The sequence below is a fragment of the Actinomyces sp. HMSC065F11 genome, assembly GCF_001813085.1.
Lineage (GTDB): Bacteria > Actinomycetota > Actinomycetes > Actinomycetales > Actinomycetaceae > Gleimia > Gleimia europaea.
The window spans coordinates 238,198-260,040 of the sequence record NZ_KV811465.1; the positions used below are offsets into that span (position 1 = coordinate 238,198).

The 21,843-nt window shown below is 55.9% G+C and carries 25 protein-coding genes; 3 read left to right on the plus strand and 22 right to left on the minus strand.

Going from position 1 to position 21,843, the window contains the following annotated elements; translation table 11 throughout:
* Nucleotides 1-56: 56 nt before the first annotated feature.
* The 11 genes from thiL to hisD form a co-directional block, all read right to left on the minus strand.
* Nucleotides 57-1,055 (minus strand): thiamine-phosphate kinase, encoded by a 999-nt coding sequence (gene thiL / locus HMPREF2891_RS02005; RefSeq protein ID WP_070663718.1) that lies wholly within the window; start codon nucleotides 1,053-1,055, stop codon nucleotides 57-59.
* Nucleotides 1,052-1,900 carry a TrmH family RNA methyltransferase gene (locus tag HMPREF2891_RS02010; RefSeq protein WP_070663719.1) on the minus strand — a complete coding sequence of 283 codons (849 nt, stop codon included), beginning with the start codon at nucleotides 1,898-1,900 and terminating at the stop codon, nucleotides 1,052-1,054. Before HMPREF2891_RS02010 ends, thiL begins: the two co-directional genes overlap by 4 nt.
* A gap of 2 nt (nucleotides 1,901-1,902) precedes the next feature.
* Nucleotides 1,903-2,283, minus strand: coding sequence for a 50S ribosomal protein L20 (gene rplT / locus HMPREF2891_RS02015; RefSeq protein ID WP_034510308.1), 381 nt, complete (start codon nucleotides 2,281-2,283; stop codon nucleotides 1,903-1,905).
* Between the two features lie 31 nt (nucleotides 2,284-2,314).
* Entirely contained in the window at nucleotides 2,315-2,509 is a 195-nt protein-coding gene (rpmI, locus tag HMPREF2891_RS02020; RefSeq protein WP_034510310.1) for a 50S ribosomal protein L35, read from the minus strand.
* A gap of 36 nt (nucleotides 2,510-2,545) precedes the next feature.
* On the minus strand, nucleotides 2,546-3,166 hold the full coding sequence (infC, locus tag HMPREF2891_RS02025; protein WP_070663720.1) for a translation initiation factor IF-3: 621 nt from the start codon (nucleotides 3,164-3,166) through the stop codon (nucleotides 2,546-2,548).
* A 259-nt stretch (nucleotides 3,167-3,425) separates the two neighbouring features.
* On the minus strand, nucleotides 3,426-4,097 hold the full coding sequence (locus HMPREF2891_RS02030) for an SseB family protein (RefSeq protein ID WP_070619859.1): 672 nt from the start codon (nucleotides 4,095-4,097) through the stop codon (nucleotides 3,426-3,428).
* Nucleotides 4,090-4,806 carry a bifunctional 1-(5-phosphoribosyl)-5-((5-phosphoribosylamino)methylideneamino)imidazole-4-carboxamide isomerase/phosphoribosylanthranilate isomerase PriA gene (gene priA, locus HMPREF2891_RS02035; protein WP_070663721.1) on the minus strand — a complete coding sequence of 239 codons (717 nt, stop codon included), beginning with the start codon at nucleotides 4,804-4,806 and terminating at the stop codon, nucleotides 4,090-4,092. Before priA ends, HMPREF2891_RS02030 begins: the two co-directional genes overlap by 8 nt.
* A 9-nt stretch (nucleotides 4,807-4,815) precedes the next feature.
* Nucleotides 4,816-5,475: a hypothetical protein gene (locus HMPREF2891_RS02040; RefSeq protein ID WP_083309396.1), complete on the minus strand. Its 660-nt coding sequence runs from the start codon at nucleotides 5,473-5,475 to the stop codon at nucleotides 4,816-4,818.
* The gene (gene hisB, locus HMPREF2891_RS02045) at nucleotides 5,472-6,077 is read right to left on the minus strand and encodes an imidazoleglycerol-phosphate dehydratase HisB (RefSeq protein WP_070619852.1); all 606 of its coding nucleotides are present in this window, start codon (nucleotides 6,075-6,077) and stop codon (nucleotides 5,472-5,474) included. The genes HMPREF2891_RS02040 and hisB overlap by 4 nt, the downstream gene beginning before the upstream one ends.
* A gap of 2 nt (nucleotides 6,078-6,079) precedes the next feature.
* The gene (locus HMPREF2891_RS02050) at nucleotides 6,080-7,189 is read right to left on the minus strand and encodes a histidinol-phosphate transaminase (protein WP_070663722.1); all 1,110 of its coding nucleotides are present in this window, start codon (nucleotides 7,187-7,189) and stop codon (nucleotides 6,080-6,082) included.
* Nucleotides 7,190-7,194: 5 nt separating this feature from the next.
* Nucleotides 7,195-8,520 (minus strand): histidinol dehydrogenase, encoded by a 1,326-nt coding sequence (gene hisD / locus HMPREF2891_RS02055; protein ID WP_070619846.1) that lies wholly within the window; start codon nucleotides 8,518-8,520, stop codon nucleotides 7,195-7,197.
* Nucleotides 8,521-8,610: 90 nt separating this feature from the next.
* Here hisD and HMPREF2891_RS02060 point away from each other — a divergent pair, with 90 nt between their 5' ends.
* Together HMPREF2891_RS02060 and HMPREF2891_RS02065 are read left to right on the plus strand one after the other, a co-directional pair.
* Nucleotides 8,611-9,054 (plus strand): VanZ family protein, encoded by a 444-nt coding sequence (locus HMPREF2891_RS02060; protein WP_070663723.1) that lies wholly within the window; start codon nucleotides 8,611-8,613, stop codon nucleotides 9,052-9,054.
* Nucleotides 9,047-9,280: an RNA-binding S4 domain-containing protein gene (locus HMPREF2891_RS02065; RefSeq protein ID WP_070663724.1), complete on the plus strand. Its 234-nt coding sequence runs from the start codon at nucleotides 9,047-9,049 to the stop codon at nucleotides 9,278-9,280. The genes HMPREF2891_RS02060 and HMPREF2891_RS02065 overlap by 8 nt, the downstream gene beginning before the upstream one ends.
* 44 nt (nucleotides 9,281-9,324) lie before the next feature.
* Here the strand turns inward: HMPREF2891_RS02065 and dnaE are convergent, their stop codons facing one another.
* The 9 genes from dnaE to HMPREF2891_RS02110 all read right to left on the minus strand — a co-directional run bounded on the left by dnaE (nucleotide 9,325) and on the right by HMPREF2891_RS02110 (nucleotide 18,962).
* Nucleotides 9,325-12,858, minus strand: a complete 3,534-nt coding sequence (dnaE, locus tag HMPREF2891_RS02070) for a DNA polymerase III subunit alpha (protein WP_070663725.1) — start codon at nucleotides 12,856-12,858, stop codon at nucleotides 9,325-9,327.
* Between the two features lie 37 nt (nucleotides 12,859-12,895).
* Nucleotides 12,896-13,813, minus strand: coding sequence for an RluA family pseudouridine synthase (locus tag HMPREF2891_RS02075; protein ID WP_083311193.1), 918 nt, complete (start codon nucleotides 13,811-13,813; stop codon nucleotides 12,896-12,898).
* Nucleotides 13,810-14,319 (minus strand): signal peptidase II, encoded by a 510-nt coding sequence (gene lspA, locus HMPREF2891_RS02080; RefSeq protein ID WP_070663726.1) that lies wholly within the window; start codon nucleotides 14,317-14,319, stop codon nucleotides 13,810-13,812. Before lspA ends, HMPREF2891_RS02075 begins: the two co-directional genes overlap by 4 nt.
* 72 nt (nucleotides 14,320-14,391) lie before the next feature.
* Nucleotides 14,392-14,997 (minus strand): DivIVA domain-containing protein, encoded by a 606-nt coding sequence (locus HMPREF2891_RS02085; protein ID WP_070663727.1) that lies wholly within the window; start codon nucleotides 14,995-14,997, stop codon nucleotides 14,392-14,394.
* A 127-nt stretch (nucleotides 14,998-15,124) separates the two neighbouring features.
* Nucleotides 15,125-15,415 (minus strand): YggT family protein, encoded by a 291-nt coding sequence (locus HMPREF2891_RS02090; protein ID WP_034500753.1) that lies wholly within the window; start codon nucleotides 15,413-15,415, stop codon nucleotides 15,125-15,127.
* A gap of 16 nt (nucleotides 15,416-15,431) precedes the next feature.
* Entirely contained in the window at nucleotides 15,432-15,902 is a 471-nt protein-coding gene (locus HMPREF2891_RS02095) for a cell division protein SepF (RefSeq protein ID WP_083311195.1), read from the minus strand.
* A 149-nt stretch (nucleotides 15,903-16,051) separates the two neighbouring features.
* Nucleotides 16,052-16,717 (minus strand): purine nucleoside phosphorylase YfiH/LACC1 family protein, encoded by a 666-nt coding sequence (locus tag HMPREF2891_RS02100; RefSeq protein WP_070663773.1) that lies wholly within the window; start codon nucleotides 16,715-16,717, stop codon nucleotides 16,052-16,054.
* 44 nt (nucleotides 16,718-16,761) lie between these two features.
* Nucleotides 16,762-18,006, minus strand: coding sequence for a cell division protein FtsZ (gene ftsZ / locus HMPREF2891_RS02105; protein WP_070619829.1), 1,245 nt, complete (start codon nucleotides 18,004-18,006; stop codon nucleotides 16,762-16,764).
* 236 nt (nucleotides 18,007-18,242) lie between these two features.
* Nucleotides 18,243-18,962, minus strand: coding sequence for a cell division protein FtsQ/DivIB (locus HMPREF2891_RS02110; protein ID WP_148131692.1), 720 nt, complete (start codon nucleotides 18,960-18,962; stop codon nucleotides 18,243-18,245).
* Between the two features lie 7 nt (nucleotides 18,963-18,969).
* On the opposite strand from HMPREF2891_RS02110, the gene HMPREF2891_RS02115 reads away from it, so the two are divergent.
* A complete protein-coding gene (locus HMPREF2891_RS02115) occupies nucleotides 18,970-19,194 on the plus strand; it encodes a hypothetical protein (RefSeq protein ID WP_146002551.1) in 225 nt (74 codons plus the stop codon).
* Between the two features lie 115 nt (nucleotides 19,195-19,309).
* Here the strand turns inward: HMPREF2891_RS02115 and murC are convergent, their stop codons facing one another.
* Together murC and murG are read right to left on the minus strand one after the other, a co-directional pair.
* On the minus strand, nucleotides 19,310-20,689 hold the full coding sequence (murC, locus tag HMPREF2891_RS02120) for a UDP-N-acetylmuramate--L-alanine ligase (RefSeq protein WP_070663730.1): 1,380 nt from the start codon (nucleotides 20,687-20,689) through the stop codon (nucleotides 19,310-19,312).
* Complete coding sequence (gene murG, locus HMPREF2891_RS02125) at nucleotides 20,686-21,837, minus strand: undecaprenyldiphospho-muramoylpentapeptide beta-N-acetylglucosaminyltransferase (protein ID WP_070663731.1); 1,152 nt, start codon at nucleotides 21,835-21,837, stop codon at nucleotides 20,686-20,688. Before murG ends, murC begins: the two co-directional genes overlap by 4 nt.
* Nucleotides 21,838-21,843: the final 6 nt, after the last annotated feature.

Here is a 21,843-nt window from a genome sequence, read left to right on the forward strand (position 1 = left end):
GCACTTCAGGAACTGACCACCGTACTTGCTCTGCATGATGATTAGGAGCAAATACATCATCTTTGCAAGTGATCCCATCCACCAACCGGATACGGCTCGTCATCAAGAGTGACCGTTCCTACTTCCCCGCCGGTCACGTCACCGATAATCCTGAACGGGGGCGGCACGTTTATATCCGACGGGAACGTGGCCAGCAGCGCGTGATCCTCTCCGCGGTTGAACAGTCCTATCTTCTCGACCAGTTCCCAAGTATTAAGTTGCCCCACGTCCAGCTGTTTTAAAGCAACATCGAGCCACGGTTGGTGTTCATCGACAATATTTTTCAAAAGTGACCTAGACAATCGCATTGAAACTTTCGATGCTTTCGCAATCCGCGACAGGTCAATACCAAGACCATCTGAAACATCGATCATTGCAGTTGCGCCCGCGTTAGCAGCTACAGGTCCCGCCTGGAGCGGAACCTTAGGAACCCGATAGAACGAGAGCGGATAATGATAGAACCCAAGCGTTTCTGCGCCGCGGAGGGCGGGGTTTACCACATGGTTTTGTAGCAACGCCAATCCAACGCCACTAACCCCAATATCGCCCGCGTAAGCGATTACATCACCCGGCTTTGCTTGTGCGCGCGTCACGAGGCGGTCACAATAACCAAATGCAGTAACCGCCAGCGTGAAATCTCTCCCGCTCGTGATATCTCCTCCGATAACTCCTGCACCAGTTTTCGCTACCTCACTACCGAAGCCCGAAACAACCTCGAGGATCCAATCCTCATCGCTTCCAGGAGGGATAACCATTGCGACTACGAGGCCTGAGGCCCGGCCTCCGCACGCTGCGATATCGGCGAGATTTTGGACCGCAGCCCGCGCCCCAATCTCACGAGGAGTAGACCAATCACGTCGAAAATGCTGCCCCTCCACGAGAGCGTCTGTAGTGACGAGAAAACTCCCCTCCGGTGCCTCAACCAATGCGCAGTCATCACCTGAACCGAGCATCGTTCGCGTCCCTTCGGGGAGCACCTCGCGCATCCGCGCGATCAATTGTCCTTCGCTACTCATACCCGCATTCTATGGCGCGCCTTTGCGGTCGCAAACAGACAAATTGCGGCGGCGGCTGAGACATTCAATGACTCGGCATGCCCGCCCAGCGGAATCGACACAGAGTGATCAAAAACGGTCTCATCGAGTTGAGCGAAACCATGCGCCTCGTTACCAAATACCCAGGCAGTGGGCGCGGCAAGATCTAGCGATTCCATGCCATCTTGAGCATCAAACAAGTTCACGCTACCGTACCCGTCCGCAGCCACCAAAGACATTTTGCGGGACTTCACCCACTCCGTGACCTCATCGAAACCAACGTTCACAATCGAAGGCAAATGAAAAACAGAGCCGGCCGAAGCGCGCACAACTTTTGGAGATGAAACGTCAACCGTGCCTGAACATGCGATCACGGCATCTGCCCCAGCCGCGTCCGCCGCACGAATGATGTTACCCGCATTACCCGGATCTTGAGTCTGGCCCATGATCACGACGAAATCCCAATCAACCTTGGGCAGACCATCGGTGCGAAAATCCTTTACCACGGCGGCAACACCCTGCGCCGAAGGGGACATAGCCTTGGCTACCTGCTCCGTCATCGGGTGAACCCAACGGGTTGCCTTTAACGCGTCACGCAGAAGCTGCGGATCGCGCTGCTCCACCTCTTGCGAAATATAGACATCCACCAGGTCTTTGCCGCAAAACCGCACGGCCTCGCGCACCGCTTGCGGCCCCTCTACAAGAACTTCCCCACTACGCCTACGTGCCGAACGCCCGGCCAATGCTGCAACCTTACGAATGCGATCAGCATTCGGATTGTCCAGCAAAGCCGGGCGTTTGGAACGTGGCTGAAAATCAGCCGACATGTTTAGTTCTTCGGAGCGTTAACGTCTGCCGGAAGAGCGGCCTTCGCGGTCTCAACGAGGGCGGTGAACGCCTTCGGATCCGAAACAGCTAGGTCAGCAAGCATCTTGCGGTCAACCTCTACGCCAGCCAGGTTAAGACCCTGGATGAAGCGGTTGTACGTCATACCGTTCTCACGGACCGCAGCGTTGATGCGCTGGATCCAGAGGCGACGGAAGTCACGCTTGCGAGCGCGACGGTCGCGGTAGGAGTACACCATTGAGTGGGTAACCTGCTCCTTAGCCTTACGGTAAAGGCGGGAGCGCTGACCGCGGTAGCCGGATGCGCGCTCAAGGGTAGTGCGACGCTTCTTACGAGCGTTTACAGACCTTTTAACTCGTGCCATGAAAGTCTCCTGTTAAATCTAAAACCGCGGGTTACATACCCAGTAGGCGGCGAACGTTCTTCTCATCTGCTTTTGCAACTACCTGGTCGCGCGATAGGCGACGGGTGCGGGTAGAAGGCTTGTGCTCCAGGAGGTGACGCTTACCGGCCCTCTCACGCATAAGCTTTCCGCTTCCCGTAACGCGGAAACGCTTCTTCGCACCGGAGTGCGTCTTCATCTTCGCCATGTTTCTTCCTTTTTCTACTAGTCAAACGCGGGGGCTCTAGCTGCCAGACTTTGCTGATCTCTCAGCTTGGCGATCCCGCTTTGCTTGGCGCTCAGCTTCACGACGGCGACGCTGTTCGCTCTTTGCCTCAGACTTCTTGCGAGTTGGTGCGAGAACCATCGTCATGTTGCGACCATCCTGACGGGGTTTAGACTCGACCACGCCAAGTTCAGCAACATCCTCAGCCAAACGCTCAAGCAAACGAATACCCATTTCCGGGCGAGACTGCTCGCGGCCACGGAACATGATCATGACCTTGACCTTGTCACCACCACCCAGGAACCGCTCAACGTGACCCTTCTTGGTCTCGTAATCGTGATCGTCGATCTTTAGGCGGAAACGGATTTCCTTCAAAACCGTGTTTGCCTGGTTTCGACGAGACTCACGTGCCTTTTGCGCAAGTTCGTACTTGTACTTGCCAAAGTCCATCAGCTTCGCAACCGGTGGACGCGCATTCGGGGCAACCTCAACTAGGTCAAGGCCCGCCTCTTCAGCTAACCGGAGGGCGTCAGCCACACGCACGACGCCGACCTGTTCTCCTTCAGGTCCCACGAGGCGTACCTCTGGGACTCGGATTCGGTCATTAACACGAGGCTCGTTGATAAGTTGCTCCTTCAATAGTTCCCTGGTGACACGAAGAGGGCCTTCGCGCCGTCAGCACACGAAGACCCCGAAAATAACGGCTAAACCGCCGTAGTATTTACCCGGTTCCGGTGGCCGTAAGGCTTACCCTCGAAGAGGTTGGAACCCAGGTGGGATCACTCCGCTTGCTGTTGGCATTCATCTGAACGCCTACTGGTTGAGACTCTCGCTCAACAATCAACAGTTAGTTTAACAAATTTGCCGCGCTAATAGCGAACTGCCGGTATGGAGTCCGTCACGCCTGCGCCACGACGGTTGGTACTATTTCCACCAGTTCTGCTGCCGGACGCAACCTGGGCGTAGCCGCAATCTGTTGTAAATCACGAGTCAGACTCTCTTTAGATGCACCCTGCAAGATACCAACTGCGAGGCGCAAGGTGGCACCCGCACTGGGTAACGGCTTTACAAATGCAATGCGTGGTGTAAGGCGGCCGGCAAGCTCTTCGAGCAGCTCGCCATCCTGCCAGGCAGGAAGCCATCTATCCCCGTGTGCCAAAGCCACCGTGGCCGGCCGCGGAATACGTATGTCAGATCGGCCCTTGTCAATCACGAGGCGCCCCGAGGTTTGGGCAACCGCCAGCATAGCTACCCGGCGAGCAGGCATGGGTACCGGTCTTGCACCCGCATCCCACTCGTTCATAGCATCAGCGCTGGTAAAAGCAACAACAGCAGGCCCCTGCTTCGTTTGCGTAACCGAGACCTCACCTTCCTCACATGCTCCGCCTTCCACTACCGCGGGCACAAGCAGACGCTCATTTTCTAAAGCCTCTACTAAGGTCACCAGGCGCTGCGCCGGATCTTGAAGCGTCAAAGCAGCCGCTGTTTGTGGAAGGGTTTGGCCGGCCTCGCTGGCGTCAACCGACTGGTTTAGCCTTGCCTGCAGGCTCTCGAATGAGTGCTTAGGCACCTGCGACCTCCAGGGCCTGTTCCAAGGTGAAGGCGCCGGAATATATGGCTTTACCAACGATCACGCCCTCCACGCCCTCATCTTGAAGGGGCAAAAGCGCGCGAATGTCATCCAGCTTAGACACGCCGCCCGAAGCGATTACCGCCGCATCGGTATGTGCACACACCTGTTTTAAAAGCTCAATGTTAGGTCCAGTGAGCGTACCGTCCTTGGCAACGTCGGTAACCACGTAGCGCTCGCAACCAGCGCGGTCCAAAAGTTCAATCATCTCGAACAGATCACCACCCTGCTTGGTCCACCCGCGGGTTGCAAGCGTAGTACCACGAACGTCCAATCCTACCGCGATGCGATCGCCGTACTCACCAATAACGCGCTTGGTCCACTCGGTGTTTTCGATTGCTGCGGTGCCGAGGTTCACGCGTCTTGCTCCGGCCTGAAGCGCCCGGTTAAGCGACTCATCGTCACGAATACCGCCCGAAAGCTCAATGTTAATATCCACACTCCCGGCGATTTCGCGCGCGAGTTCCGCATTAGACCCGCGGCCAAACGCGGCATCCAAATCAACCATGTGGATCCACTGCGCGCCTTTAGCCGCAAAATCGGCGGCAATCTGTGCTGGATCACCGTAGAACGTCTCGGTTCCAGCTTCACCTTGATGCAGGCGCACAGCGCGACCGTCCACAATATCGATGGCAGGTAGAACAATCATTTTTGATTCCTAAGTTCGTTTGGGAAAACCAAAGCCGCGCCCTTTCGGAACCGGACGTTCCGTAGCGTGCACCGCGTCCGGGTAATCTTGCGGGCGAGACCTACCAAGTAGCAGGTCTTCAGCGCGGATATCGATCGAGTTGATCAATAGGCCAGCAGGAATCGCATCCTCCGGCTTGCCGTTCACATAACGCCTGGCATACACCGATCCGGAAACCAGCGAATCTTCCTCCGCGAGCGTAGATACCACAGCTACTGCCCCGAACTTCGAAAGCTTTGAAATAACCTTTGCGAAGCGGTCAACCTCTTCGGGCATGGGGCGTTCTTCGCCCAGCAGGCTCGCGAACTCCTCTTCCTCATCATCCGGGTCCAATTCTAGGTAGAGGACGATTTGGTGATCGATTGGAACGATCCACCTGGCGATCTTGTACATGCCAAGCATGCGGGCAACTGCGGAGGCTGGACGCAGGGGCGCGAAGATAAGGCCGATGCGTTGCGCGCCTTCCTCCAGGTGCAGGCTTTCATCAACCGGCTGGTCCGGATCCGCCTGCTCTACCTGATCATCTTGCCGCGCAGTCGTGTCTGGTTCTGAGGCGCCTTCGTTCGCATCCGGCTCTTCCATACCGGCAATGATGCGTTCGAATTCCTCATCAATATTGCGCTCGCTCACAGTGCGCCCTTTGTGGACGGAATGCCAGAAGCTCGCGGATCCATTTCAACAGCTGCGCGCAATGCCCTCGCCAACGCTTTAAACTGCGCTTCAACAATGTGGTGCGGGTCGCGACCGCGAATCAAGTCCACATGCAGACAGATGCCCGCGTTATATGCCAGGGACTCAAAAACATGCCGGGTCATTGCACCTGTAAAGTGACCGCCAATCAGGTGGTAAATCTGCTCGTTTGGCTCTCCCTCATGCACCACGTGCGGGCGGCCCGCAAGGTCTACCACTGCCCGGGCAAGCGCCTCATCGAGTGGCACCGTCGCATCTCCATAACGCCGAATCCCGCTCTTATCACCCAGCGCTTGCTTCAGTGCCTGACCGATACAGATAGCGGTGTCTTCAACCGTGTGGTGGACGTCTACTTCAACGTCGCCATTTGCCTCAATCGTCAGGTCGATCAGCGAATGCTTACCGAGCGCAGTCAGCATGTGGTCGTAAAAGGGAACGCCCGTATTGATCTGGGTTTTGCCAGTGCCATCCAGGTTCAATTCAACTCGAATCGTGGACTCAAATGTTGAACGCTCCACGACGGCCGTACGCGGATTCGACATTCTCACAAGATCTCCTCTAACGCCGCTCGAAAACGAGCGTCTTCTTCATCAGTACCTACACTAACCCGAAGATACCCTTCCGGGCCCACAACGCGAATCAAAACGCCTCGTTCTAAAAGTTGTTCGAATACGCGCTCACGATCCGCAAACTTACCAAAGAGAACGAAGTTTGCATCAGAATCGGCGACCTCCAGCCCCTTGTCGCGCAACCAGATTACGAGGTCATCACGGGTAGCGCGCATGTGCGCCACCTGACTCATCAGCTCTTTCGAATGTGAAAGTGCCGCGAGCGCCACCGCCTGCGTGGTAGCAGAGAGGTGGTAGGGAAGGCGAACCCGCATAACGTGGTTAACTATTTCGCGCGAGGCTGCGAAGTAACCCAGACGCAATCCGGCCATCCCAAATGCTTTCGACATGGTACGGCTGACAACGACATGCGGATACTCATCCAGGAGAGTCAGCGCAGAGGGGGTGCCTTCGCGGCGAAACTCGCCGTAGGCCTCGTCGATCACCAAAACCGTGTCGGTTTGGGCTCCCCCTATCACGGGGCCACTTCCACGCGTAGCCTCGCCAACCCGGCGTACCTCTTCTAAAGTTAGAGCTGTGCCTGTCGGGTTATTTGGAGAGGCCAGGACTAACACGGAAGGTTTCGTGCGCGCGATCTGAGCCTCAACCTGTTCGAGATCAAGTTTGAAACCAGCGCCGCGCGTGCCAGCAACCCAGTTTGTACCCGTGTCGCGAGCGTACTCGTGATACATCGAATAGGTAGGGGCAAAAGATAGTAGCGTTCTGCCCTGGCCCCCATAGGCCTGCAAAAGGTGCAGCATGACCTCGTTGGAACCGTTCGCAGCCCAAATACGTTCCTTCTCGACCATTACACCCGCTTCCGCGCGCAAATAGTTAGCCAATCCGGCACGAAGCTCCATGAAGTCGCGATCAGGATAGCGATTCATAGTAGGCAGAATCTTAGCTACTCGCTCCAAAATGGATGCGATTACCGCCGGCGAAGGCGAATACGGATTCTCGTTTACATTTAAGCGCACTGGAACGTCGAGTTGCGGTGCGCCATAGGGCTGGACACTGCCGAGTTCTTCACGAAGAGGTAAAGTCATGGCGTTTATTCCTTCATTGCAAAGCGTTCGATAGCGGCCTCGCCATGCGCTGGCAAGTCCTCACTATTGGCGAGCGCAACCAGCGGATCGGTTAGATCTCGAAGCGCCTGCTCGTTGTACTCAATCTGCTGCACCGACTTCAAGAAAGCATGCACGTTCAATCCCGACGCGAATCGCGCTGTGCCTCCGGTAGGTAGAACATGGTTAGAACCGGCAATGTAATCGCCCAGCGGCACCGGTGAGTACGGGCCCACAAAAATCGCACCCGCATTACGGATCTGCTTGGAATCCTCAAGAGCGTTCTCCGTTTGGATTTCCAAGTGCTCTGCCCCAAACGAATTTGCCACAAAAATCGAGTGTGCAACATCCTTGGTGAGTACTATCGCGGACTGAGGGCCCCCCAGTGCTGTCTCAATACGCTGCGCGTGCTTCGTTTGTGGAACCATCCGCGCCAGCTCTGCTTGGACCGCCTGGGCGTGCGCCACCGAATCTGTAATCAAAACCGAAGCAGCTGCCGGATCGTGTTCGGCCTGCGATATCAGATCGCGCGCCACGAAGCGCGGATTCGCCGCCTCGTCGGCAATAATAGCGATCTCTGTCGTACCTGCCTCCGCATCAATACCAACCACCGACTTCACGGCGCGTTTTGCAGCGGCAACAAAAATATTGCCCGGCCCCGTAACTACATCGACCGGCTCCAAAACACTGTCATCAACCTCGTCGATAAATCCATACGCGAACGCTGCTATCGCCTGCGCCCCGCCCATGGCATAGACCTCATCGATACCCAAAAGCTCGCAAGCCGCCAAAATCGTTGGATGTGGTAGACCGTCGAACTCCCTTTGCGCCGGGCTTGCAATCGCGATCGAATCGACTCCCGCAACCTTCGCGGCAACAACGTTCATGACCACCGAGGATGGGTAAACAGCCAAACCGCCCGGCACGTACAAGCCAACACGTCGCACCGGAATCCAGCGCTGTCGCACAAAACCACCCGGCACTACCTCAACCACGCGCTCCATGGGTAGCTGCGCCTCATGCCCAATCTGATTGTTACGGATTGAGATCTCCAAACCCGCGCGAACCTTTGGATCAAGCCCTGCTAATGCATCTTGCAGAGCCGACCTCGGCACGCGAATATGAGCAGGTTCCACTCCATCAAACTGAGCGGTCCACCTGCGAACAGCTTTCGCCCCGTGAGCGCGTACGTCCGCGATAATCGGCATAACTTTTTCTAAAGCGCCTTCAACGTCGAGAGAAGCGCGCGGCAGTCTTTCAGAAAGCTCTCTCGCGCTAAGCGAAATCTCACGCAGGTCAAGTATGTTCATCATGCCTTCTACTTTAGGGTTTTTACGCCCCGAATGCGCCGGCGGACAAAAACGTGGAACGCACTTGCGGGCCTTACCTGGCATAATGACCCCATGAGTATGAGGCCGCGTCACGCAAAAGACACACCCGAAATCAACTACTGGTGGGTACTCGTCTTTGCCGTAACGTTTACCGCGCTGTGCTGGGTCCTTTATATACCCGCAGACGGCTCTGCCTCAGGAATCCTAACGGCCTTGCTAAACCGCGTTAGCGAACTCGTCCCCGCACTGAACCTCACCGACTCAGCCGGATTAGACAAGATTGTTCATTCGAGCGCATTCGCCACGGTCACTGCCGCAGCGCTACTGACCGGATGGCGTAGAGACATTGTCATTGGACTCAGCGTTATCCACGCAGGCCTGTCCGAAATCATCCAGGCCTACTTCATCCGCGGGCGGACCGGGCAGGCCCTAGACATCGTGGCAGACGTGGCAGGCATCCTCATCGCGTGGCTAATAGTGGCGCTACTAGTTAAGAAAGAGGAAACACATGAATGAGCGCGAAATCCGAGTCCGCGGCGAAATTCGCCTAGGCCAGCTACTAAAACTAGCCGGATTAGTGGAAAACGGCGGAGAAGCGCGCGTGGCCATACAGGAAGGCTACGTTAGCGTAGACGGTGAAATAAACACTCGCCGCGGTGCCCGCCTCAAGGACGGTCAAGTCGTATCCATCGACTACGGTGACGAAATCGAATCAGTCATTGTCCGCGCCGAAAGCGAATAGCCTAGCAACCTGGTGGCGGCACCCAAAGCCGCCACCATTTTCTATTAGCGCAACACGCCTGCCCCAAGGGCCGCCTTCAAATCCGCAAAGAAAGACGTATTCGAATCGACGTTGAAAGACGGGTCAAACTGCACCAATGTGGGCTTCTCCCCCGGCCTCAAAATCCTTAGTTGCACCGGACACGGCCCCGGATAGCCTGAAATAATACTCTTCAAATCGGTCAGTACCGGCTCCGTGCACCTGTGAACCGGAAGCTCCAAAACCACGGGCGCATTACCGTCCTCACCCAAATCAAGCACGGTCATCGACATGCCATTAATCGTGCGCTCGCGGTCGCGTTCTTTCACCCGTCCCTCCACCTGCACTACAAGATCGGTAGCGAGGATGTGCGAGATCGACTCGTATGAGCGAGGGAAGAACAAGACGTCGATTGATCCGGATAGGTCCTCAACCGTGACTATCGCCCACAGCTCACCCTTGCGGGTAGTCTTTACATCAACTTTTGTAACGAGGCCGGCAACCTTCACATTTTGGTTATCCATGCTGCCTTCGCCGTGGACGATGCCACCAATAGTCATGTCCTGGTATCGAGCAAGCGCGCGGTGAATACCCGAGAGCGGATGGTCCGAGACGTACAGGCCGAGCATGTCGCGCTCATACTGGAGCTTCTCTCGCTTGGACCACTGCGGAATGTCGGGGATCTCCACCTGGAGAACTGACGCGCTTTCACCGCCCATCGCGCCGAAGAGGTCGAACTGGCCGATGGACTCGTTGCGCTTCAGTTTAACGGCCGAGTCCACGGCCTCCTCGTGCACTGCCACAACTGCCCTGCGGTTTTCCTCCAGAGTGTCGAACGCACCCGCCTTGATGAGGGACTCGATAGTGCGCTTGTTACACACCCGCACCGGAACCTTGTCCAAGAAGTCAGCGAAAGACGTGTACGCGCCCTTCTCATCACGCGCTTCCTCAATGCCGTCCACCACGTTCGCACCCACGTTACGGATTGCGGCAAGACCAAAACGAATATCACTACCAGCCGGGGTGAAGTTCGCAGCCGACTCATTAACGTCCGGCGGCAAAACCGTAATTCCCATGCGGCGGCACTCAGAAAGATACAGCGCGAGCTTATCCTTCTTATCCCTATTCGAAGTGAGGAGGGCAGCCATGTACTCGGTGGGATAGTTAGCTTTCAGCCAAGCCGTCCAGTAAGACACAAGACCGTATGCGGCCGAGTGAGACTTGTTGAACGCGTAGTTCGAAAACGGAACGAGAATGTCCCACAGGGTCTTCACCGCGTCCTCGGAATATCCGCGTTCAATCATGCCCTGATGGAACGGACCATATTCCTTATCGAGGATTTCCTTCTTCTTCTTGCCCATCGCGCGGCGCAACAAATCTGCTTGTCCAAGCGAGTAGCCGGCAACGCGCTGGGCAATAGCCATAACCTGCTCTTGGTAAACGATGAGGCCGTAAGTAGTGCCCAGAATATCCTCAAGAGGCTCCGCCAGCTCGGGGTGAATAGGCACGATCTGTGCGCGCCCATTCTTACGGTCCGCGTACTTATTATGCGAGTCCGCACCCATCGGACCGGGACGGTACAGGGCACCCACAGCTGAAATATCTTCGAAGTTATCCGGATGCATACGCTTAAGTAGCTTTTGCATACCGTCACCATCAAGCTGGAATACACCTAGCGTTTCACCGCGTGAAAGTAGCTTGTACGTCTTTTCATCATCGAGGCCAATATGGTTTAGGTCGGGACGCTCCTTGCCATTCTTCTCAATATTGTCGAGCGCATCAGAGATCACCGTGAGGTTGGTGAGCCCCAAGAAGTCCATCTTTAGCAGGCCCAGCGTCTCACACGTAGGATAATCAAACTGGGTGATTATGGCCCCATCCTGCGGACGCTTCATGAGTGGAATGATCTGCTGCAACGGCTCCGAGGACATGATCACCGCGCAGGCGTGCACGCCCCACTGGCGAGTCAGGCCTTCAATGCCTTTGGCAAGCTGAACCACCTCGTGGGTTTCGGCATTCTCCTGGTGGAATCGGCGGAACTCGGCGGCCTCCTCGTACCGAGGATCTTCCGGGTTGAAAATACCATTTACCGAAATGTCCTTGCCCATGACCGATGGCGGCAGCGCCTTGGTCAACTGGTCGCCCAAGTTAAACGGCTTGTCCAAAATACGCGCCGAGTCTTTCAGCGCCTGCTTGGTTTTAATCTTGCCGTAGGTAATCACCTGCGCCACGCGATCCGAACCATACTTCTCAGTCACGTAGTCGATGACCTCACCGCGCCTACGCTCATCAAAATCGACGTCGAAGTCAGGCATTGACACACGTTCTGGGTTCAAGAAGCGCTCGAACAGGAGGCCGTGGTTCAGCGGGTTCAGATCGGTGATCTGCATCGCGTATGCCACCATCGAGCCTGCGCCGGAGCCACGACCGGGCCCTACCCTAATGCCTTGTTCTTTTGCCCAGCGAATGAAGTCAGAAACGACGAGGAAGTAACCGGGAAAGCCCATTTGAGTGATGATGCCGACCTCGTACTCGGCCTGTTTGCGAACGTCTTCAGGAACACCGCCCGGGAAGCGGTAGTTCAGGCCCCGTTCAACTTCCTTTACAAACCATGAGGTCTCGTCTTCTCCGGCAGGAACCGGGAACCGGGGCATGTAGTTAGCGCCTTCGCCAACCGTGGTGAAGTGAACGTCGCAACGCTCCGCGATTTCCAACGTAGCATCGCATGCGTCAAGGGCATCTTGCCAGTCCCGACGCATCGATTCGGATGAGCGAATGTAGTAGCCCGAGCCGTCAAATCGGAAGCGGTCTGGATCTGCCAACTTCGAACCGGAGTTAATACAAAGCAGCGCATCTTGAATATCGCGATCATCAGCCGTCACGTAGTGCGCGTCATTGGTAACGATCTTCGGAGCCTTCAGATGCTCGGCGAGGCGGAATAAGTCGGTGCGAACACGGCGTTCAATCTCAATGCCGTGATCCATCAACTCGATGTAGAAGTTATCTTTACCGAAGATATCCTGCAACCGCCCAGCTGCGGCAACCGCCTCGTCCCACTGTCCTAGACGAAGACGCACCTGCACCTCGGACGAAGGGCAACCCGAGAATGCGATTAGGCCAGAGTGGTGGCGTTCCAACAGTTCCATGTCCGCGCGCGGCCACTTACCCATCTGTCCATCAAGCGAAGCACCAGATCCAAGGCGGAAAAGGTTATGCATTCCGTCCGTGGTTTCAGAAATGAGGGTCAGGTGTGTGTAGGCGCCGCGAGCGGAAACATCATCATCCTTTTGTGACTCGTCTCCCCAACGCACACGCGTTTGGTCAAAACGTGACGTGCCCGGCGTCATGTACGCCTCGAGGCCGATAATTGGTTTTACGCCATGCTTCTTCGCCGCCGCGTAAAACTCGTACGCTCCAAACAGATAGCCGTGGTCCGTGATTGCGATTGCGGGCTGACCAAGCCTTGCAGCCTCCTTAACCATGGGAACAATTTTGGAAGCCCCATCGAGCATCGAATACTCGGTGTGATTATGAAGGTGAGCAAACTGTGGAACGGACATAGGGTCAGTCTATGCTAGCTAAACTCTCGAAGAAACTTCAGGACGGGTTGCGAAGTTGCTCTAGGACCTGTTCCAGATCCGGTGGGTACGGTGCGGTAACACTCATTCTTACCGCAGTGCGCGGGTGCGTAAATTTCAGTTCCATCGCGTGCAGCCACTGCCGTTCCAACCCCAGTTCTTGGGCCTTACGTTCATCCGCACCATAAAACGTGTCGCCAATCAAGGGAGCGTCAATTGACGAAAAATGGACACGGATCTGGTGGGTACGTCCCGTCTCCAGCTCCACCTTTACCAACGTTGCACCCGGTAAATACTCCAGCACTTCAAAATGGGTAATCGCGCGGCGCCCCGAAGCCACAATGCCCATCCGCCATTCCTTTGACGGATGGCGCGCAATCGGAGCGTCAATAGTTCCTTTAGCCGGCTCCAAGTGTCCACTAACGAGGGCATGGTAGATCTTGTCCACCGTGCGCTCTTTAAATGCGTGCTTCAGCTTGGTGTAGGCAAGCTCTGACTTAGCCACCACCATCGCGCCAGAGGTGCCCACATCTAGGCGATGCACAATGCCTTGGCGCTCCGGCGGACCCGAAGTAGAAATACGATAGCCCGCGGCCTCCAGGTTTCCAATCACCGTGGGCCCATCCCAGCCAGGGCCCGTGTGTGCTGCAACCCCCACCGGTTTGTTTACAACAACTATGTCCTCGTCATCGTAAAGAATATCCATGCCCACCACCGGCGCAGGAGCCTTCTCATGCACCTGCATATTGACCGAAATCATTTGGCCAGATTCCAGGCGCTGGCCTTTCTTGGCCGCAACCGAATCAACTTCGATCTCTCCTGCTTCAATCATCTTGCCAACGGCGGAACGAGATAGGCCCAGCATCCGTGAGAGCGCAACGTCGATTCGCTCCCCTACAAGGCCATCAGGAACAGGCAAGAAACGCGTTTTGCTCACCGCTTCTCACCACCGAGATGGCGGTTGAACGGCACTTCAAAAACTGCGAGGAAGAACATTGAAGCTGCCGCAACCACAATGTAAATATCCGCGACGTTACCAACAAACCAGCCATTCCAATTCAAGAAATCAACCACGTGTCCCATTCCGAACGAAGGCGGCTGAATCAGGCGGTCAATCAAGTTTCCAATTGCCCCACCAAAAAGAAGAGCCATCGATAGCAACCACGGCGATGAAGAAACCTTGCGAACGTAGTACAAAATCACCACGATTATCGCAATAGCCAAGACCGTGAAAACCCACGTAGCGTTATCCAGCAAAGAAAAAGCGGCGCCGGGATTGTGGACGAGTTGAAAACTAATGAACGAACCAATAAAAGGGTCAATCTGATCGGTGGACAGGTTATTCAAAGCCCAGACCTTGCTCACCTGATCCGTAACCACCGCTAGAACGGCAACCACGTAAAAGATGATGCGGGTCTTAAAACTTTGTGTCACCTGTTGCATTCGATAACCCCCAAATAATAAGACAAAGCGGGGGCGACGCAAGTCGCCTCCGCTTTGTCGGAACAGTTAAAACTAGTTGGCAACTTCCGAGAGGAAGCTCTGTAGCTGTTCACGCAGACGAGTGCGGTACTCAGCCTCAAAGCTCTTCAACTCGTTGATCTTGCCCTCTAGCATGCCGCGATCAACGTCAAGCTGGTTGAGGATCGAATCGCGCTTATCTTCAGCCTCAGCGACGATCTTGCTACCCTCTTCGCGAGCCTCAGCAATAATGCGCTCGCCTTCCTCACGACCATCGCGCACGTACTCATCGTGAACGCGCTGGGCCAGAGCCAACATCGAGGTTGCATCTTCCGGCGTGGAGGTCGGAGCTGCAGCCGCCACGGGGGCGGGAGCTGGTGCCGGCTCCGGTTCGGGCTCCGGCTCGGGCTTGACTTCCTCCACTGGCTCAGCAACAACTGGCGCGGGCGCAGAGCCCGACTCAGAACCCTCAAGCTCTTCAACGCGAAGCTGCGCTGCTTCAAGCTTTTGCTTTAGCTCCGTGTTTTCAACCTGGAGAGCGTAGATGGTTTCAACTACTTCGTCGAGAAACTCATCAACCTCGACCTGGTCGTATCCCTCACGGAACTTCACCGACTGGAAAGTCTTATTCAAGACATCCTCTGTCGAAAGCAGTGCCATTTCTTCACCTCTATATCTAAATGGGATTTGTACAGCGCTAGCCTTCAGACAAGCAATTTTGTCCACAGCATACGCAGTCAAACTTTTTCTATCTCATAGACTACAGAATTTCATTGTAAGTGTGCACCTACATGAGCAATCTCGCAATTTCTCCCAAAATTACTACACCCGCAAACAGGACAATAAATCCCACGTCGAGAGAGATCTCGCCAAGCCGCAACGGAGGAATGAAACGGCGCAAAAAACGCAATGGCGGATCCGTAAGGGCGTAAATAACGTTCAGGAGTACAAGGAGCACGCCGCGAGGCTGCCACTGCGGGCTGAAGAACTGAACCCAGTCAAAAACCAGCCTAATGAGTAGCACCAGCGTGTAAATCGAGACTAATAACGATAGCGCCTGCCCAATGTACCAAGACAAGTGTTAAAACCTACCTTTAGAAACCCAAGCCCGACTTGTCTGCGAACAACGGCTCGTTTGCGAACGCGTGCTTTTGCTGACCTTCCTCAACCTTCACAGATTCTGGCGTGAGGAGTATTACTCCCTCCACTACCTGCTCCATAGAGCCACCCAGAGCGAAAGCAAGACCAGCGGTGAAATCGACGATTCGCCGGCCTTCCGCATCATTCACCTTCGAAAGGTTGATAATCACGGGAACGCCATCACGTATCGCGTGGCCAATGCCCTCAGCGTCCGCGTAGGAGGCGGGAGTCAAAGAAACAATACGGTTGATGTCCAGGCTTGCACTTCTGGAAGAAACGATCTCAGGGCGAGGTAGCGGGGTTACTGACTCCGGCTCCGAAAAAGTCGGTTGCGAGAAATCAGAATCGTCAAACATCTGATCCTCATCCTCGTCGTATCCGCGCCAGCCAAAGCGTTCCATCGCGCGGTTCAGTGCATCACCCATGTCATTCCTCCCAAGGCAACAAAAGTTTGAGCTGCTCTTAAAGTAATCGAGTTGCCGCAAAATATACGGTTTTGAGGCGGCGTGTCACATCCCCACACGCTTTTCATGCCCGATACTCAACAGGCGCTGTGACATGCCCCGCCGCGCGGTTAGTCGAGGACCACCCAACCCACTTGTCTGCCGCATCTTGGATTGCGCCTATACGAGTTCAAATCATCAGATTCGAGCGTGCATGCATCGCTCACCTCGACATCGCCCACATGTTCCAAGTCGCGTAAAACCGCTGCGCGAACGTCCAGCGCCAGAGTGCCCCATCTGGACTGCGCAGCCATTTCCGGCCGGATAGACACCGTCTGGGCAAACACATCCTCGCCCACCTCATAACACGCACCGCAAATGCTCGGACCTACCACTGCCCGTATGTTGCGGGGCGAGCAGCCCATGCTAGTCATCTGCGAGACAGTCTTTGCAACGATGAAAGCCTTCGCACCTGCTCGCCCCGCGTGTACCGCAGCTACCACGCCTGCGGCCTTGTCGAACAGCAACACGGGAACACAATCTGCTACCTGCACTGCCAGTGCGACACGGTCCCTAGTTATCACCGCATCAGCAGTGACCGAATTGTCCAGGCCGGATTCCTCCTGCCCTACCACACACACGATGTCGGAGTGAATCTGGTTCATCCACACCACCGGCGCACCAATCGAATCTGCAAGTGCCTGCCTGTCGGCCAGCACAAGGCTACGCGGCGCACCCGTATTCAATCCATAGTTGGGACTCGAAAGAGCCCGCCCTACTTGAGTCGGGTTCGTCACGGCCCTCGTAAAGCCATAACGAACCCGACCGAAGGAGCTATTCATTAACGCAAGAAGTCCGGAAGATCTAGCTGATCCTTCGAATCGTCCTCATCAAAAATGCGGGGAACTTCGAAGCGGTCCGAAGATGGCTCTTCTACCGGCTCGCTACGCCGCGGCGTTGCCGAAGGGAAGTTCGATTCACGCGTCGGGGGCTTCACCTCAGCGCGGTGCGCTGGCTGAGCCGGCTGGGCCGACTGCGCCGTGGGCAAAGAACCGAGTGGACGCTCATAAGCGGGCTTTTCTACCGGCTCCGATGTTTGCACAGTGCGAGTCGGCATTGCCGGCGCAGGCTGCGCCGATGCCTCCTCCTCGTCAAAACCAGCGGCGATAACGGTAACGCGCATCTCGTCGCCAAGCGAGTCGTCAATAACCGTACCGAAAATGATGTTGGCTTCCTCGTGGAGAGACTCACCGATGAGCGAGACAGCAGCATTGATCTCGGCAAGACCCATGTCAGAGGCGCCCTGCACGTTGATCAGAGCGCCGTGTGCGCCATCGATACGGGTTTCGAGAAGCGGGGACGAAATCGCAGCCTCAGCTGCACGCAATGCGCGATCTTCGCCCTGCGCTGTACCGATACCCATAAGAGCGGTGCCCGCACCTCGCATAATCGTATTCACGTCGCGGAAGTCTACGTTCATGTCACCGGCAACCTTGATGATGTCGGTGATGCCCTGCACGCCAGAACGGAGCACATCGTCGGCAATGCGGAACGCGTCAAGGTACGAAACATTCTTGTCGGCAATCTGGAGCAGACGATCATTTGGAATGATGATCAGAGCATCAACTTCCTTACGCAGATCCTCAATGCCCTGCTGTGCAACCTGGCCGCGACGAGGCCCCTCAAAAGCAAACGGGCGAGTAACGATACCCACGGTCAAAGCGTCGAGCGAACGCGCAACACGTGCCACAATCGGAGCCGCGCCTGTACCTGTTCCACCGCCCTCACCGGCGGTAACGAAAACCATGTCGGAGCCCTCAAGCGCCTCCCTGATGGTGTCCTCGTTCTCTTCAGCCGCCTTTCGGCCAACCATCGGATCAGAGCCGGCTCCAAGGCCGCGCGTTAGCTCATCTCCCAGGTCAATCTTGACTTCTGCGTCAGACTGCAAAAGTGCCTGCGCATCCGTGTTCATCGTGATGAATTCAGCGCCCTTAACACCGGCGCTAATCATGCGATTAACGGCGTTACAGCCGCCGCCGCCTACGCCCACGACCTTAATAACGGATTGGTAGTGTGCCTCGTTCACTCGTGATCCCCTTACGTCTGTCTCGCCTGCCTAAACCTTAAGTTGAAGGTTTAAGTTTTGGCTCATCGTTGCACGCAGAAGATAAACGCGTTTCACGTCGGTTTCAAACACTGTTATGGGCGTGTCGCAACCTATTTTCCCGGCCGCGCTAAACCCTTGATTATTCACCTTTAATGGTCCAACAATTACCGACCGATAAACCCCCGCTTAAGATCCTTGCAATGTGGGGCTTATAACTACGAAGTTACCGGGCGAGCGGGAGTAGACACGTCGTACACCTGGGCGGGACGCTGGTCCAGCAATAGCTTGAGCACCTGCGCTTTCAGCTGCGAGTCACTCTCATCGCCCCACTTGATGATGCGCCCATCCAACGTGCGCATCTCTACGCTCGTCGGGTACGCGGTATACACCGTGATCTGCTGGGAAAGTTCTGCAGGTAGTTCATCCTTCACCGTAGCCACCCGCGCAACAGCCGCCGCCCGTTGCTCCTGCGACTCGATCTTTACCTCCACGATCGGCAAGCCCTCCGGCACGTCTGACGAGGAGCGCAACACCACGCCCTCGCGATCAATCACGTTGTATCCCTCATCGCTTTTCTCAGCAGCCATGGGCGTGCGCACCGTTATTTTCACGTTGAGTCCGTCCGGCCATGCGCGGGTGATTTCGGCTGCATCCACCTGAGCGATGCTCTCCACCTCACTTCGCGCGGCATTCATCGAAATGCGTGGGAGCGGCACATCCACAAAACCCGCAAGTTTCTCTTCAACGACCTCGGCGGTCACATCTTCATTCAGACCCGAAATCTTGATTTTCGAGGCTGTTAACGCAAAGAACGGCGAGAAGAAAACTGCCCATACTACGGCGGCTACCAACAAAACCGCTGCGAATGCAATGCCCACGCGGGTGAGGATGGCACTACGGCGAGCGCGTTTCATTTCCGCGCGACGCTCATTCAAACTGATTGTGTTTTTCTGGGAACCAAAAACCTCTGTGGCGCGCCGCGACGTGAAGTACTTCTGCAAGCTAGAGCTACGCGAAGGTTTGGATTTGTTTACCGAAGGATCGAACCTGTCTTCATCTGGCGCACCCGAAGATACTTGGTTCGACTTTTTTGCACGAGTAAAGCGCGTAAGGCTTAGACGCGATGAGGACTTCGGTTCTTCTGGCGCGCCTTCTGAAGACTTTTGATAAAAACCCTCAACCGGCTTTGACGTAGAGGGATTGGACCTTCCAAGGCGCTCAGCATCGACCCCTCGGTCCGCGTGTTGGTCGGACCGAGGCGTGTTTGGCAGCCCTGGACGTTTCACTTACTGGCGCCCCAACGGTTCAAAATGACCTCACCCATCGATGTGATGCTACCGGCTCCCATAGTGATAACTAAATCGCCCTCGCGCGCTTCGTTCGCGATCGCTTGCGCAGCCTCACGCATATCCGGAATGTAGTGGGCCCCGGGAACCTGGTTAGAGATAAGTTGCGATGTTACGCCCTCCACAGGATCTTCGCGCGCCCCAAAAATATCGGTAATATACAGCCGATCAGCCAGTTGGAAAGCTTTAGCAAACTCGGCCGCAAAAGTCTTGGTACGTGAATACAAGTGCGGCTGGAATAGTACCAGCACGCGTCCGCCACCCGACTCTACGCGCGCTTGCCGCAGCGCTGCTGCAACCTCGGACGGATGGTGCGCATAATCATCCACCAGGACCTTACCCTGTGCTTTTCCGCGCAGTTCGAAGCGTCTCCCCGTGCCTTTGAACGAGTGCAAGGCGGTTGCCATACGCTCCATCGGAACGCCCAGCTCAATACCCACTAGTAGCGCGCCCGTAGCGTTCTCCAAGTTGTGCGCCCCGCCCACGTTCAACGACAATTGCGTTTCTTGTCCATCGAAGCAAACAGTTGCGCTCGCATGTGCAGGGGCCAGGTTTGCCGCGGAAACCACTGCGTGCTTTTGCCCACGCCAAAGCCCCTCGTCTTCAGTTAGCCCGCCATAGGACCATACGCGCCCGCCCAGTTCCTCATACGCCCTACCGAGCCTTGCCGCCCCCTCGTCATCGCTACACACAACCAGAAGCCCACCCGGCACTATCTTTTGCGCGAACTTCAAGAAAGTTTGTTCAAACTCTTCGCGTGAACCGTAGTTATCCAAATGATCCGGTTCAACATTCGTTACCAGCGCCACCCTGGGGCTGTAATTCAAGAAGGACTTATCGGATTCATCGGCCTCCGCTACAAACACCGAGGAGGCACCCAAGTGTGCGCCCGTGTTGAAACCTGTTACGACCCCTCCCACCGCAAACGATGGGTCCATTCCCGCCTGGGACAGGGCCGCCGCTAGCATTCCCGATGAAGTCGTCTTGCCATGAGCGCCGGCAACAGCAACAAAATCCAATCCCTTAGCCGCCAACGCAAGCGCCTGGGAACGATGGAGCACCTCCTGACCGCGCTCGCGCGCAATCACCAACTCAGGATTTGACTCACGCACCGCCGTGGAAATCACCACGCGGGCGTCAGCCGGCACGTGAGCAGCGTCGTGCCCCACAAAAACCTCAATCCCAAGCGAACGCAAATGATCGAGATTCTTCGAATCCTTCGCATCTGATCCGCCCACTACCTCACCCTTAGCGTGAAGCAGCTCCGCAACCACGGACATACCTGCCCCGCCAATACCGATCAGATAGAAACTCATTTGACCTGCCCCCTGCATAGGACCGATTCAACCAAATCTGCCATGCGATAGGCGGCGTCCACGTGACCGAGCTTCGCGGACTCCTTGGCCATATCCTCCAAGCGCTGGGAAGAATCAAGCAGAGGTACCACAAAGGAGCGGACAATCTTTTCTGAAAAATCACTGTCGTCGAACAGCATTGCCCCACCCTTGCGCACCTGCTCTAGTGCGTTCAGCTTCTGCTCGCCATTTCCAATCGGAAGCGGAACATAAACGGCCGGCAGTCCCAAGGCCGTGAGCTCGGCAACCATACCTGCACCCGCCCTGCCAATAACCAGGTCTGCGGCCGCGAAGTACGTCTCCATATCCATCGCGTATTCGCGCAGGGTCCAAGTACCGGCAAAACCGCTCGCCGCGACTTCGTCAGCAATCCCTTCGGATTTTCCCTTGCCCGTCAAATGCAAAACCTGATGATCTGGCCCAAATGCCGAGGCCGCCTGCACCATCACCTGATTCAAATGTAGGGCTCCAAGAGAGCCGCCCGTGATCAGCACAGTTGGTTTACTCGGGTCGAGTCCGAGCTGCGCGCAAGCCTGCTCCCGCCGCTTTGCCCTTCCCTCTTCACTAACCCGATCCTCGGCAAGCTGCCTAATAGCAGGGCGTAGGGGAAGTCCCGTAACTTCCGTTATCCCCCGGCGAGCTTTCAAACTAGTTTGCGAAAATGTCAGAGCAAGTGCCGCCGCAAAACGAGCACCCAGCTTATTTGCTAAACCCGCGCGAGCGTTTTGCTCGTGGATCACCACGGGGATTCCTTGCGCTCGAGCCGCCAAATACGCAGGCGCTGAAACGTAACCGCCAAAACCAACTACGGCCTCGACTCCCCCACTCTTGATCAAACGCTCAACGTCGCGCACCGTCTTTGCTAAGTCCGGCGCAAATGTCAAAGCCGCCTTGTTCGGGCGACGCGGCGCCGCAACCTTCTTAATGGTGTGAAGCGTAATACCAGCTTGTGGCACTAGGTCCATTTCGAGGCCCGAAGCCGTTCCCAGAGCCTGCACTTCGATATCGCGATCACGCAAAACCGAAGCCACAGCCAGCAATGGATTCACGTGCCCCGCGGATCCACCTCCCGCTAAAAGGACTCTTGCACCCGCGTTAACCGAAGTCATCTCTAC